Source organism: Clostridium prolinivorans, assembly GCF_004011155.1.
In the GTDB taxonomy this organism is placed as follows: domain Bacteria; phylum Bacillota; class Clostridia; order Clostridiales; family Clostridiaceae; genus Clostridium_AT; species Clostridium_AT prolinivorans.
On the sequence record NZ_RJWG01000006.1, the window covers coordinates 44002 to 59039 of the forward strand.

Consider the following 15038-nt stretch of genomic DNA (forward strand, 5'->3'; position numbering starts at 1 on the left):
ACATCCTTTCAACTAACAAAAGCATAATTCATAATAACTGCAACTTTTACATTTCTTTTCTTTAACCTTTTGGGGAGGAAACTCCATATTTGATATCTCAACTATTTGATTCATAAATTTTTCTATAGAACATTTGTCTTCATCAGTATAATTTATTATTTCAGTCTTTTTTAAATTAGGATAATGAATTATTCCCTTTCTGCAATCTATACCCTTTTGCTGAAGATAGTAAATATAGTACAGAATCTGAACTTTACTTGCTTCCTTCATAGCTTTAGTAGATTTTATTTCATGTACAGTAAGTTCATTATCTATATAATCTATTCTTATAGAATTGTCTATAAGAATTTCACTTCTTTTACTTGTTAATGAATTATTATGTATTTCTTTACCCAAAGCAACTTTATCAGAATTTTGCTCCATTGTTATTCCATGTAAGAAAAACCAAAGTTTTTTCTTACAAATTAATAAATAATTTATTTGTGTTCCTGTTATTTTAATATGTTCACCAAAAATATTTTCCATAAAATCACTTCCCATTTTAAAAATTATATTTATATTATGGACAACCATTTTGCTTATTAATCAACAAAAATAATTTTTTATCAAAAGTAAAATTATTATAAATTTGATCCGAAATCCCTTTTCAGAAAATCTATCCATTGCTTATTTAAATATTGTATGTTAATGTGTATATGTGTATAAATTCATTAATAACCTATATATTTTATACATTATAAAATATAGGAAGTGATATATTATGAAAAAATCAGATGCCATTATATTTAATTATTTATATAATAAATGTAAATCTCAGCATAATTTAGATAAAAGCGATATTATAGGTTGTACTACTAAAGAAATTGCTGAAGCTTTAAAGTTACAAAGAACAAATGTAAGTGCTGCTTTAAACAGACTATGCGAAGAAGGAAAAATTTTAAAAATAAAAGGAAAACCTGTTATATATACTATAAATTCATCATGTGAAAAATCTAATATTCAAATTTTAAAGCAAAATAATTTTAAAGTTAATAGAAGTTTTGATAATATTATTGGAGCAAATAAAAGTTTAAAAAAATGTATCCAACAAGCAAAAGCTGCTATATTATATCCTCCTAATGGTCTTCATACCTTGCTTTTAGGTCCTACTGGAGTAGGAAAAACTATGTTTGCAGAATTAATGTATAATTTTGCTATAGAAAAAGGAGTTATAAAATCTAATGCTCCTTTTGTTTCATTTAATTGTGCAGATTATGCCAATAATCCTCAACTTTTATTAGCTCACCTTTTTGGAAGTAAAAAAGGAGCTTTTACAGGAGCAGATAGAGATAAAATAGGACTTGTGGATAAAGCTAATGGAGGAATTTTATTTTTAGACGAAATCCATAGATTACCTCCAGAAGGACAAGAAATGCTTTTTATGCTAATAGATAAAGGAGTTTATACTCCTCTTGGAGATATAGAAAATAAAAAAACAAGTAAAGTCCTTATAATTTCTGCTACTACAGAAGATGTAGGAAGTTCTTTATTAAATACTTTTACCAGAAGAATACCAATGACAATAAGCATACCTCCTTTGAAAGATAGAACTTTAGAAGAAAGATTTGAGCTTATTTGTGAGTTCTTTAAAATTGAATCTAAAAGAATAGGTAAAGAAATAACTGTATCAACAAATACAATTAGAAGTTTACTTCTTTATAATTGTTCAGGGAACATAGGACAGTTAAAAAGCGATATACAATTAGGCTGTGCTAATGCTTTTTTAAAATTTGTGTCAAAAGGCCAAAAAAAAATAGAAGTTTACAGTACAGATTTTTCTAATAATGTAAGACAAGGATTAGTATTATATAAACAATATTCTAAAAGTATAGATAAAATTATTAAAGAAGATGCAAAATTAACTTTTAATTCAAAAGGTACAAAATTAAAAATGGAACATACTGATACTTCTCTTCCTGATAATTTTTATGAAAGTATTGAAAAAAGAATTCAAGAACTTAAAAATCGAGGTGTAGAAGAAGACGACATCAATTTTACAATATCTTTCGATATAAAAAATTATTTTAATAAATATATTAAAAAATTTGAACAAAAGGTTAATAAAGAAGAACTATCTAAAATTGTAGATAATAATATCATTAATATAGTTGAAGACTTTTTAAAAATAGCTTCTCAAGAATTAAAAAGAATTTTCCCTACAAAAGTTTTTTATGGATTATGTCTTCATATAAATTCAAGCATTGAACGAATTTTAAACAATAAAAATATAATCAATCATAATTTAGCAGAAATAATACAAAAGCATGGCCAAGAATATGGATTAGCACTAACTTTAGCTAATAAATTAGAAGAAAAATTCAACATTAAAATTCCAGCTGATGAAATAGGTTTTTTAGCTATGTTTTTATGTGTAGATTCTGAAAATGAAGAAAATATAAACAATAAACCTATTATTGTTATAGCCATGCATGGTAGAAACACAGCTTCTTCAATGGCAGAAGTAACAAATAAATTAGTAGGTGGAAATAATGTATTCGCTTATGATATGAATTTAGATAAAAAACCTCAAGAAGCTTACAGAGAAATTAAAAATTTAATAATTACCAATCACCAAGGAGCAGGAGTAATTCTTTTAGTAGATATGGGCTCTTTAAGTATGTTTGGCGAACTTATAGCTGAAGAAACAGGAATAAATATAAAAGTTATGGATATGGTATCTACTCTTTTAGCTATTGAATGTGCTAGAAAAGCTTTAACAAATAATAATATAGAAGAAATATGCAAAGAAGTAAAACAATCAATAAATTTTATTAATAATTACAGCATGAGTATAAAAGAAAATTATATACCTAGCAAAGATAATATAATAATAACCACATGCATTACTGGCGAAGGTAGTGCTATTAAATTAAAAAATATAATTGAAGAAAAAATAAATTTAAATGAAAAAGACATACAAGTAGTTGCTATATCCGCTAGTGATAAAAAAGAAATGTATAATACTATAAATATATTATCAAAAGGCAAAAAAATAATAGCAATAGTAGGTACTGTAAATCCTGATATATATGGTATACCATATATATCTACCTCAGAAATATTTTTAGATAGTAATTATACAAGACTTAAAAATATAGTTAATAGAATAAAAACTCCTAAAGATTTTTATAAAGATATTTTCGAGGGATTAGAAAAAGAAATGACAGATTTTAATATTCGTGAGTTTGAACCTCTTTGTATAAGATTTATAGATAAAATTAAAGAAACTATTACTAATGATTTAGATATATATATAGTTTCTGGATTAATATTACATTTAGCTTGTGCTATAGTAAGGTTAATAAATAAAGAAAATGTTAATAAATGCTCAAGATTAGATGAAATAATAAATATATACTCTAATGAATATATAAATTTAAAAACAGCTTTAAAAGAAATAGAAAATTTTTATAATATAAATTTTTCAGAAGATGAAATCTGTTATATACTTATGATAATACTTGGTATATAATTATGTGTATATAAAATATTATTTAATCGATTTAAAAAATGTGCATGTGTATAATACTATTTATATACACATGCACATTTTTAATTATGTGTATATAATCATTATATAAAGTACATAATAAATTGTTGAATTTATTATGTACTTTATATTGGCATAAATCTTGCTACATATATTTAATGAAAAATAAACTTATAATAGGAGGAGGAATTATTTATGAATATTTTATTAGCATGTGCATCAGGAATGTCTACAAGCTTAGTAGTGAAAAAAATGGAGGAAGCAGCTAAACAAAAGGGAATTGATTGTAAAATTTGGGCAGTATCTCAAGATGTAGTTGAAGAAGAAATGAAAAATGCAGATGTGGTATTAATAGGACCACAAATGAGATTTTTAAAAGGTAAATTAGAATCTAAGGCTACAGAACTTGGCATTAAATTGGACGTAATTAAACCTATGGATTATGGAAGATGTGATGGCAAAGCAATATTAAATATGGCTTTATCTATGCTTGAAAAATAAAAATTCAAAAATCAAAAAGGAGTGTTTAATTTGATGGATAAAATTATGAATTTTTTAGATAAGTACATGATGCCTATAGCTGATAAATTAAATAACAATAAATATTTAACAGCTTTAAGAGAAGGCTTTATGTTAAGCTTACCATTAATTATATTTGGATCAGTTTTTGTAGTTATATCAAATTTACCTTATCTAGATAAAATTTTTGGACAAGATGGTGTAAATCAATTAAAAAATTTATTAGGTGCAGCATCTAATTCTACTTTATCAATAATGACGTTATTTGTAATATTTGGTATAGGTTATAGTTTGTGTAAACAGTATAAAATAGAAGCAATTTATGGCGCTGCTGTTTCACTTGCTTCATTTATTATATTAACTCCTACCTTTTTCCAATATGGAAAAAGTACAAAAGAAGTTGTAGATGGAGTAATTCCACTTGACAGACTAGGTGCTAAGGGAATGTTTGTTGGTATAATTACATCATTTATAGCAGTAGAAATATATAGAAAAATTATACAAAAAAATTGGACAATAAAAATGCCAGCAGGAGTTCCTAGTGCAGTTTCACGATCTTTTGCTTCATTAATACCAGCATTTATAACTTTGACTTTTTTTCTTATCATAAGAATTATTTTTACTTTTACCCCATGGGGAAATGTACACGATTTTATATATAAAATAATACAAGCTCCTCTTATGTCTTTAGGTTCAAGTTTAGGAGCTACACTTGTTGCAATTTTTCTTACTCAATTATTTTGGTTCTTTGGATTACACGGACAAATAATAATAAATTCTGTATTAGATCCAATTTGGAGAGCATTATCTTTAGAAAATCTTCAAGCTTATCAAGCAGGAGCTAAACATTTGCCACATATAGTTAATAAGCAATTTATAGATACATTCACTGTTGGAATGGGTGGAACAGGAATGACATTAGCCGTTTTAATAGGTATATTAATTTTTTCTAAAAGTAAACAATTAAAAGAAATAAGTAAAGTTGCAACCCCTCCAGGAATATTTAATGTAAATGAACCAGTAATATTTGGTTTACCAATAGTATTAAATCCAATGATATTAATTCCATGGATGTTAGCACCTATGATTGTAACAGCTTTCACATATTTTGTTATGTCTATTGGTCTTGTACCATTTCCAATAGGAGTTGATGTCCCTTGGACAGTTCCAATATTCTTTAGTGGTATACTTGCAACTAATTCTATAGCTGGTGGTATTTTGCAAATTGTTAATCTTATAATTGTTTTAATAATTTGGACACCATTTATAATTGCACTTGATAAAAAATATTGTAAACAAGAAAAAGAAGAATCTGAAGACAATAACTAGAAATTGACGGAGGTTAAAAATATGGAAGATATAAATAGCATAGCATTTGAATTAATATTATACGCAGGTAATGGTAGATCAAATGCTATGGAAGCAATACAAGAAGCTAAAAAAGGAAATATTGAAAAAGCAGAAGAATTAATTAAAGAAGCTTCTATTGAACTTGGTAAAGCTCATGAATTTCAAACAAAGTTAATTCAATCTGAAGCAAATGGAGAATCTAATCCAATAAATATATTATTAGTTCACGCTCAAGATCATCTTATGACAGCTATGACTGTTAGAGATTTAGCTGCCGAAATAGTTGAAATTTATAAATTAAAATAGGAGTGATAGAGTTGAATTTAAAATATAAATTCCCTGAAAATTTTTGGTGGGGAAGTGCTGTTTCTGCTACACAAATAGAAGGCGCTTCAAAAGAAGATGGAAAAGGCTTAAATATATGGGATTACTGGTATGAAAAAGAACCCTATAGATTTTTTGAAGGAATAGGACCAGAAATTACATCTGATTTTTATCACAGATATAAAGAAGATATAAAACTTATGAAAGAAATAGGTCATAATAGTTTTAGATTTTCTATTTCATGGTCAAGATTAATTCCTAATGGGAATGGAAATTTAAACGAAAAAGCCATAGATTTTTATAATGATTTAATAAATGAATTATTAAAAAATGATATTGAGCCTTTTATAAACTTATATCATTTTGATATGCCTTTAGAACTTCAAAATAAAGGCGGCTTTGAAAATAGAGATGTAGTAGATGCATACACAGAATATGCAAAAACTTGTTTTAAGTTATTTGGAGACAGAGTTAAAAGATGGTTTACATTTAATGAACCTATAGTTCCTGTAGAAGGCGGTTATTTATATGATTTTCATTATCCTAATGTTGTAGATTTTAAGAGAGCTGTTCAAGTAGCTTATAATACTGTCATAGCTAACGCAAAGGCTATAAAAGAGTTTAAAAAATTAAATATAAAAAAAGGAAAGATAGGTATAATACTTAATTTAACTCCTTCTTATCCTAGGAGTAATAATCCAGCTGATTTAAAAGCAGCAAATATAGCAGATTTATTTTTTAACAGAAGTTTTTTAGATCCAACTGTTAAAGGAGAATATCCTAAAGAATTAATAGAATTAATAAAAAGTAATAATTTATTACCAATTGTATTTGATGGAGATAAAGATTTAATAAAAAATAATACAGTAGATTTTTTAGGAATTAATTATTATCAACCTAGAAGAGTTAAAGCAAAAGCTTGTATGCCTAATCCTGAATCTCCACTTTTGCCTGATGATTTTTTTGATAATTACGAAATGCCAGGAAGAAAAATGAATGTATATAGAGGTTGGGAAATATATGAAAAAGGAATATATGATATAGCAATAAACTTAAAAGAAAATTACAATAATATTGAATCATATATTTCTGAAAATGGTATGGGTGTACAAAATGAAGAAAGATTTATAAAAGATGGTATAATTCAAGATGATTACAGAATAGATTTTATAAGAGAACATCTTATATGGCTTCATAAAGCAATTGAAGAAGGCTGTAATGTAAAAGGATATCATATGTGGACTTTTATAGATAATTGGTCATGGACTAATGCCTATAAAAATAGATATGGATTTATTCAGCTAGATCTAAAAACTCAAAAAAGAATATTTAAAAAAAGTGCTTATTGGATAAAAGAAGTAGCTAAAAATAACGGTTTTAATTAATTAGTATATTTTTAAACACTTTAAATCCCTATAGATTTATTAATTTTTCATTTTTATAAATCTATAGGGATTTATTAATTTTTTATAAAATATAAAGCTATCTTAATATTATAAAATTATATTAACCCTTAACAGCTCCAGCCGTTATGCCATCAATAAAGTATTTTTGAAAGCACATGAATAATATAAATATAGGGAATATTGCAAAAAACGAGCCAACCATAAGTAAATCATAATTGTTACCATATGGTGTTAATAAAGTTTTAAGCCCTATTGGAAGAGTAAATTTTTTCTGATCTCCTAATACCATAAATGGCCATAATAAGTTATTCCAGCTATTCATTCCATTTAATATTGCCATAGCAGCAAAAGAAGGCTTCATAACTGGCAAAATTAATTTAAAAAATATGCCATATTCAGTTGCTCCATCAACTTCCAGCAGCTATAATTTCCTTTGGGACACTTCTTAAGTATTGTCTAAAGAAAAATATAGTACCTGCATTAGCAATACCTGGAAGAATAATTGCCGAAAAACTATTCATCATACCTAAATCATTAATTAGTGTATATAAAGGAAGTAACAATATTTCAAAAGGTATCATCATTATTAATAATACACAAATAAATAAAAAATTTTTTCCTTTAAAATCATAAGCTGCAAAACCATATGCTACAAATGCACTTATAAATAATGTTAATGTTACCTGTATTATTGTTATAAACATGCTATTTTTAAACCATATAAAATAATCATGATCACCTGTAAAAAGAAATTTAAAGTTATCAAGGCTCATTATATTTAAATCAAATTTAAGATTTAAACCATAACGTATTAAACTTTCCCCTGGTTTAAATGCAGATAAAGTTATTGCATAAAAAGGAATCATAATTAAACAAAATAATCCAATAAAAAATAAGAGGAGTAAAATGCTAAGAACCTTATTTTTTTTCTTTTTATTGCTGGTATTTAACTTAATATTAGTTTTATTAGCAATACTTACTTTATTCAATTTAATCCTCCTCCTTTTTAAACATTCCTGTAAATGTCAATTGAACTAAATTAATTATCATAGCAACACCCAAAAGAACTATTCCAACTGCAGCTGCATATCCTAATTTATTTTTTTCAATACCTTGTCTATATAAGTATCCAACTATTGTAAGTCCTATATTTTTAGGTGAATTATTCCCATTAAACATCATAAGACTTTCTGTAAACATTGCAAGCCCAGCATATATGCTTATGGTCAAAACATAAATTGTTGTTGGCTTTAAAAGAGGCATTGTAATTGTTATAAACTGTTGAAATGGAGAAGCACCATCAATAGAAGCTGCTTCATAATATTCATTATCTATACTCTTTAATCCTGATAAAAAATATAACATATTTACACCTGTCCATCTCCAGCAGGCAAGTGCCAATAAAGCAATATAGCTCCACGTAGCATCTTTTAAATATTTATAAGGTCCCATACCAAATATAGAAAATACACTATTTAACAAAGATCCTTCCATTTCTCCAAAAATTAAACGAAAAATTGTACCTGCTACTGCAACTGAAGTAAGTGCAGGAAGAAAAAATGCTGATTTAAAAAATTCTCTTCCTATCATTATTTTGCTATTAATAAGAACAGCAAAAAGCATAGGAAAAGGTATTAAAAGAATTAAAGTTCCAAGCATATATTTAACACTATTTAAAACAGCCTGCATGAATACTTTATCTGTTAGAAGTTTTTTAAAATTAGCAAATCCTACCCATTTTGGTGCTTGTCCGAGCATTCTTTCTTGGAAACTCATAATAACAGAATTACTAAGAGGATAAAACCAAAATATGATAAATACTATTATAAATGGTGAAACGAATACATAAGGTGCAACCTTTTGAGAATAGAAAATTTTTTTAAACATTCCTAATAATGCCTCCTTTTTGATAAAGGAACTGCCATATACCATATTTTTATATAAAATATCGTATATGGCTATTTCTTATCATATTTTTTAATAATTTTATAGATGTTAATCTATTTTAATTCTTGCTCAATTGCTTCTTGTGCTTCATCTAAAGCTTCTTTAACATCTTTATCATCTTCAAATATTGAATTTAAAGTTGTTGTACAAAGAACATTATTTATAGTTGGTGAAGCTGAAACCGATTTATGTTCTTTAATTTCATTCTTAATTTCGTTTAATGTATCAAAAGGATTTGTTTTAAAATATTGAACGAATTCATTATTAGGATTATGTGTAACTTCCTTCATTGTCCAAACTTTTGTGTTAACTGGATCAAAACCTAATGTATTCCAAATTTCTATATTTGCAGTTTCTGAAATTTTAGCAAATGTTAAAAAGTCTTTTGCTAGTTTGACATCCTTTGCAGTTTTAGTAACAACAGTACCAGTACCTCCTAAACCAAGTGAACGTGGCTGTCCTTCTTTAAATACTGGAAGAGGAGCTATTGCAAATTTACCCTTAAGATCTTTCATTTCATTTGTAAACCTTGACATATACCATAATGGCATAAATGCACTTGCAAAATTACCTTTATTAAATTCACCTTTACCTTCTTCAGTATCAGGTTGTCCGCCTGGAATTGTATGTATTACATTATTTTTTTGTAAATCTTTTAACATTTCAAGACCTTTAATCATTTCAGGTGAATTAATTTTTGGTTTTCCATTTTCATCTACAAAATCAGTACCTTGCTGTGCTGCAAGAAGTGATGCCTGCCATATAGCAGAAGTATCAGCCGTTCCCATATATTTACCAGTTTTTTCGTAAACCTTTATACCAGCAGCTTTATAATCATCCCATGTTTTTATTGTTTTATAATCAACCCCAGCTTTTTCAAGTATTTCTGTATTATAAAAAGCTACAGTTGCTCCTACATGTGTTGGAAATCCATATATCTTATCTCCTTTGCTGTATATAGAAAGACGTGAAGGAACTATTGAATCTTTATATGGCTCTACAACATCATTTAACTCTACTAATGGAACATCATCGCCTTCTAAAAAGTTAGGAAATCTCCCAACTTCAATATCAGAAATATCTGGAGCACCTTTGCCTGTTTGCACTGCCATTAATAATTTATTATGCATATCATCATATGGCATAACAGTAACATTTAATTTAATCTGCCTATCTGGGTTGTTTTTGTTCCAAAGTTCTAACATTTTTTCAAAATGTTTCCCATGTAAGTCAACAAATGTCCAATAACTAAGTTCTGTTGCATTAGCCCCAGCTGTTCCTGATCCTAATTGTGATTGTTTTGTTTCAGATGATTCACTTTGTTTGCTGTCCGACTTTTTCCCACATCCAGTTATAAGCATTAATGAAGCTGCAGTAACAGCCACTAGAGTTTTGGTAAATTTTTTCATATAATATTTCCCCCTTTTATTTATTTTCCTAATCTTATAACATTCCAAGAAAGTTTTGAAAAATCTGCTGTTAGCATACCATCTGTAATTTTAGCATTTCCATTATTATTTGGTTTAACATTGTATGGATTTAATTCTGTATTTACAGCATATATATCATCATTTTCAAGCACAATATGTTCAATCACTTTATAATTTTCAAAATTTCTTATATCACATTCAAAACTTAAAGAATCGTTTATATCTTTATTTAATGCAAAAATTGTTAATTCATCTTTTTCTTCGTTAAATACTGCAGCTGCATCTAATATTGGTACATCTGTATAATCTTTGCTATCATACTTTGGAGATGAAATAATAGGATTTAATGCATAACCTCTTCCATAAGCTGAAACATGAGCAAAAGGATAAAATATTGTCTGTCTCCAAGCTCCTCCTCCATTTGATGTCATTATAGGTGCTATAACGTTTACTAATTGAGCTAAACAAGCCATCTTAACTCTATCAGCATGTTTTAAAAAAGTTATAAGCATTCCTCCAACTAAAAGTGCATCTTCAAAATTATAAACGTCTTCAAGTTGTGCAGGTGCTATTGACCATCTTTCAATCTTTTTGTCAGCTTCATTGGAATGAAACCAAACATTCCATTCATCAAATGAAAGATTTATTGTCTTTTTTGATCTCTTTTTAGCTTTTACATAGTCAGCTGTTGCAATTACTGATTTTATAAATGCGTCTAAGTCCATAGTTTTTGCTAAAAAATTAGCTGTATCTTTTTCATGATTTCCATAATATTGATGAAGGGATATATAATCTACATATTCATATGTATGTTCAAGCACTGTTGCTTCCCAATCACTAAAAGTAGGCATATTAATATTTGAGCTCCCACAAGCTACAAGCTCTATTGTTGGATCAACCCACTTCATTACTTTAGCTGTCTCACAAGCAATACGTCCGTATTCTTCTGCTGTCTTATGACATATTTGCCAAGGTCCATCCATTTCATTTCCTAAACACCAAACTTTTATATTATGTGGATTTTCATACCCATGAGATCTTCTTAAATCACTCCAGTAAGTACCTTTTGGATGATTACAGTATTCAACAAGATTTCTAGCTGCATCTGCTCCTCTAGTTCCAAGATTTACTGCCATCATAATATCAGTGTTTACTTTTTTAGCCCAATCGGCAAATTCATTAGTACCAATTTGATTAGTTTCAATAGTTCCCCATGCAAGTTCAGTTCTTCTTGGTCTTTTTTCTTTTGGTCCTACGCCATCTTCCCAATTATACCCAGAAACAAAATTTCCGCCAGGATATCTTACTATAGGAACATTTAATTCTTTTACAAGATTAATTACATCTTTTCTAAAACCATCTTCATCAGCCTCTGGATGATCTGGTTCATATATACCTCCATATACTGCTCGTCCTAAATGTTCTATGAAAGAACCATAAAGACGCTTGTCCACCATGCCTATTTTATAATCTTTGTCTAATATCATTTTAGCTTTTTTTGCATTTAACATAATGTCTGCCTCCTTAAAGTTAATGAGTAATTAGTATTTAAAAATTAATTGTTTAAAAAATCACTCCCTCATAATTAAATTTATAATAAAGTTAAATTTATAATAAAAATTTAAAAATAATATTGTTTTACATTACTTTAAAACAAATAAAAAATATTATTAAATTTTTTAAAATTTTGTATATTTTTTATTTTAGAATCTTATATTTAATGAGCATTATTTTATATTTTATGTTATATAATATGTATTATTTTTTAAAATAATGTAATTTTACATTGTTTGATTTATATTTATATAAATCATTTTACTCATTTGTATGTTTATATTATTTCATCTTTGGTTATTATTGTCAATATATTTAATTAAAATATTTTATATTTTTTTAAAATTATTTAAATACTTGTATATTTTATTTTTTCATATTATATAGTATAATATTTACATCTATATATTTAATTATTTAATTTAAACTATTTTTTCATATAATTACTTATAATAAAAAATATTTTAAATATAATTATTTTAAATTTATATAAAATAGTACAAAGGAGACAGACTATGATTCATATTACTGATTTAAAGAAAAGTTTGCCATTATTTAAAGCTTTAAGTTCTGATATTAGAATTGAAATTATTGAATTGCTTTCACAATATAAGCAGCTTAACATGAATGATATATCAGAAAAGCTTAATTTAACTAATGGTGCTGTAACTATGCATATAAAAAAATTAGAAGAGTGTGGATTAATCAAAATTAACACTCTTACTGCAAAACACGGAATTCAAAAGATCTGCTGTTTACATGAGGATAAGTTTATTATAGATATAGGAAAACAAGATGTTCCAAATTCCTATGAATGTGAAATAGGAGTTGGACATTATTCAGATTATGAAATATATCCAACTTGTGGAATAGCGACAAAAGATAAATTAATTGGTGAAGTAGATAATCCAAGCTATTTTGCAGATCCTGAAAGAATAAATAGCGATATTTTATGGTTTACTAAAGGTTATGTGGAATATAGAATCCCTAATTATCTTAAACCTGGACAAGAATTTTCTGAAATTCAAATTTCTATGGAAATAAGTTCAGAAGCTCCAGGAAATTGTTCTATATGGCCTTCTGATATTAATTTTATTTTAAATAATATTAATTTAGGAAGCTGGACAAGTCCTGGTGATTATGCTGATACAAAAGGATTGCTTACTCCTTCTTGGTGGTTTCCAGCTTGGAATCAATATGGTCTTTTAAAATTACTTACAATTAATAAATTTGGTACTTTTATTGATGGAATACAAATTTCTGACGTTACTTTAGAAGATTTAAATTTAAACTATAAAAGCGATTTGTTTTTTAAACTATCTGTTCCTGAAAATGCAAATCATGTTGGTGGTCTTACTATATATGGTAAAAATTTTGGAAATTATAATCAAGGAATAAACGTTAGAGTTATATATGAGCAGCCTGCACCTAACGACTAATTTATAGAACATTTGATTAATATAAAAATTTATAATATAAACTCTATATCATCTCTTTTTAATTTATTTTGTCAAAATAAATTAAAAATAATCCAGTAGAAGCTATTATACTATGCTCTCTACTGGATTTATTTTATAAAATTTAATTATAATATATATCTGCAATTACTTGTGCTGCTTCTTCAATTTTTCCAATATCCTCTAATAATTGCAAAATTCCATAACGTTTTCTTATATCTTTAGCTGCAATAAAACTTTTCTTAAACATTTCTTTATCAAATCCTAATTCTGAAGGATTATAAACTGCTCCTGTATCTTTCATAATATTTCTTATTGTATCTGCACTTGGCAAAAATAAATCACAAATTTCTTTAATTTTATCCCAATTATCAACTATTTTTTTAAAATTTTTCTCTCTTTGTTCTTTGTCAAAACATATACATTCTTCTTTAAATTCAATAATACTTGGTGCTATTTTACCATAAACATCATTAATTCTTTTAATCCACTTATCTTTAGTAAAATATTTATACTCTCCTGAAGAATATATATTTTTTATATCAAGTGCACTTAAATATTTATAGGCTTGAGTAATAATGCCAACCCCTATGCCAACATTATTCCCATGAAGATATTCAGAATTTTTACCTTCATTCATAAAAATAGTTTCCCAGCAATGAGAAAGATGATGTTCCTCTCCTGAAGCAGGTCTTGATGTGCCACACATTCCAATAGCTAGTCCAGAAAGAATTAATGCTTCAGTTATGCTTTTAATAGAATTATTATCTCTTTTTTGTATTCCATTTGAATATTCTATACATTTTTTTAAAGCTTTTATTGTTATTTCCGATATTAAATTACAAAAATACTCATCATTTAAAATTTTAGAAAGCTGCCAATCAGCTAAAGCTGTGTATTTTCCTAAAATATCACCTAATCCTGCCAAAAGCATTTTCATAGGTGCCTCTTTTAAAATATCTATATCAGCTATAATTGCATTAGGATATACTGCATTTAAAGTTGTTTTAACTCCATTTACTACTAAAGGAGAAACTACAGAAGCATACCCATCCATTGATGGTGCAGTACATACAATTATATATGGAATTTTTAATTTGTAACTTAAAAATCTGCATAAATCGTTTATGGTTCCAGAACCTACAGCTAAAATAAGTTCAGCATCGTAAGGAATTTCAATAAGCATTTTACCCAATGCTTTTTCATCAGCTATAAGATGTTCATCTTGAAAAATTAACTTAGTTATATCAAATTTTTTATTTAATTTTTCTTCTACAATATTACCTGCTGCTTTATATGTATTTTTATCTTCTACAATAAAAATTTTTTTAATATTTAGTTCATCTACTATATTAGTAAGTTCATTTATTGCTCCATTCCCAATTTTTATATTTTTAATTTCTACACTGTGTCTGTGCCCGCAAGAACAATCGAAACATATTCCCGCCATATCCTCTACTTCCATAGATAATAAATCCATAATAACCCACCTCATTAAATAATTTTAATATCTAATTTACTT

Annotated in this window: 13 protein-coding genes; 6 read left to right on the forward strand and 7 right to left on the reverse strand. The window is 26.7% G+C overall.

The window, feature by feature from the left end; translation table 11 throughout:
- Positions 1 to 12: 12 nt before the first annotated feature.
- On the reverse strand, positions 13 to 525 hold the full coding sequence (cas4, locus tag EGD97_RS06985) for a CRISPR-associated protein Cas4 (protein ID WP_127836884.1): 513 nt from the start codon (positions 523 to 525) through the stop codon (positions 13 to 15).
- 235 nt (positions 526 to 760) lie between these two features.
- Here cas4 and EGD97_RS06990 point away from each other — a divergent pair, with 235 nt between their 5' ends.
- The 5 genes from EGD97_RS06990 (at position 761) to EGD97_RS07010 (ending at position 7107) form a co-directional block, all read left to right on the forward strand.
- Complete coding sequence (locus EGD97_RS06990) at positions 761 to 3511, forward strand: sigma 54-interacting transcriptional regulator (RefSeq protein WP_127836885.1); 2751 nt, start codon at positions 761 to 763, stop codon at positions 3509 to 3511.
- Between the two features lie 213 nt (positions 3512 to 3724).
- Positions 3725 to 4030 carry a PTS sugar transporter subunit IIB gene (locus tag EGD97_RS06995; protein ID WP_127836886.1) on the forward strand — a complete coding sequence of 102 codons (306 nt, stop codon included), beginning with the start codon at positions 3725 to 3727 and terminating at the stop codon, positions 4028 to 4030.
- 33 nt (positions 4031 to 4063) lie between these two features.
- Positions 4064 to 5377: a PTS cellobiose transporter subunit IIC gene (gene celB, locus EGD97_RS07000; protein ID WP_127836887.1), complete on the forward strand. Its 1314-nt coding sequence runs from the start codon at positions 4064 to 4066 to the stop codon at positions 5375 to 5377.
- 30 nt (positions 5378 to 5407) lie between these two features.
- The gene (locus tag EGD97_RS07005; protein ID WP_456064396.1) at positions 5408 to 5704 is read left to right on the forward strand and encodes a PTS lactose/cellobiose transporter subunit IIA; all 297 of its coding nucleotides are present in this window, start codon (positions 5408 to 5410) and stop codon (positions 5702 to 5704) included.
- 11 nt (positions 5705 to 5715) lie between these two features.
- On the forward strand, positions 5716 to 7107 hold the full coding sequence (locus EGD97_RS07010; RefSeq protein WP_127836889.1) for a glycoside hydrolase family 1 protein: 1392 nt from the start codon (positions 5716 to 5718) through the stop codon (positions 7105 to 7107).
- A gap of 121 nt (positions 7108 to 7228) precedes the next feature.
- On the opposite strand, the gene EGD97_RS12795 is transcribed toward EGD97_RS07010, so the two are convergent.
- The 5 genes from EGD97_RS12795 to arfA all read right to left on the reverse strand — a co-directional run bounded on the left by EGD97_RS12795 (position 7229) and on the right by arfA (position 12016).
- A complete protein-coding gene (locus EGD97_RS12795) occupies positions 7229 to 7489 on the reverse strand; it encodes an ABC transporter permease family protein (RefSeq protein ID WP_407643136.1) in 261 nt (86 codons plus the stop codon).
- Between the two features lie 46 nt (positions 7490 to 7535).
- Positions 7536 to 8117, reverse strand: a complete 582-nt coding sequence (locus tag EGD97_RS12800; RefSeq protein WP_407643132.1) for a carbohydrate ABC transporter permease — start codon at positions 8115 to 8117, stop codon at positions 7536 to 7538.
- Between the two features lies 1 nt (position 8118).
- Positions 8119 to 9015 (reverse strand): carbohydrate ABC transporter permease, encoded by an 897-nt coding sequence (locus EGD97_RS07020; protein WP_127836890.1) that lies wholly within the window; start codon positions 9013 to 9015, stop codon positions 8119 to 8121.
- Positions 9016 to 9128: 113 nt separating this feature from the next.
- Positions 9129 to 10484, reverse strand: a complete 1356-nt coding sequence (locus tag EGD97_RS07025) for an ABC transporter substrate-binding protein (RefSeq protein WP_127836891.1) — start codon at positions 10482 to 10484, stop codon at positions 9129 to 9131.
- A 20-nt stretch (positions 10485 to 10504) separates the two neighbouring features.
- Complete coding sequence (gene arfA / locus EGD97_RS07030) at positions 10505 to 12016, reverse strand: arabinosylfuranosidase ArfA (protein ID WP_228201982.1); 1512 nt, start codon at positions 12014 to 12016, stop codon at positions 10505 to 10507.
- 558 nt (positions 12017 to 12574) lie between these two features.
- Here arfA and EGD97_RS07035 point away from each other — a divergent pair.
- Positions 12575 to 13498 (forward strand): ArsR/SmtB family transcription factor, encoded by a 924-nt coding sequence (locus EGD97_RS07035; protein ID WP_078683084.1) that lies wholly within the window; start codon positions 12575 to 12577, stop codon positions 13496 to 13498.
- Positions 13499 to 13640: 142 nt separating this feature from the next.
- On the opposite strand, the gene EGD97_RS07040 is transcribed toward EGD97_RS07035, so the two are convergent.
- Positions 13641 to 14996 (reverse strand): sn-glycerol-1-phosphate dehydrogenase, encoded by a 1356-nt coding sequence (locus EGD97_RS07040; protein WP_228201983.1) that lies wholly within the window; start codon positions 14994 to 14996, stop codon positions 13641 to 13643.
- Positions 14997 to 15038: the final 42 nt, after the last annotated feature.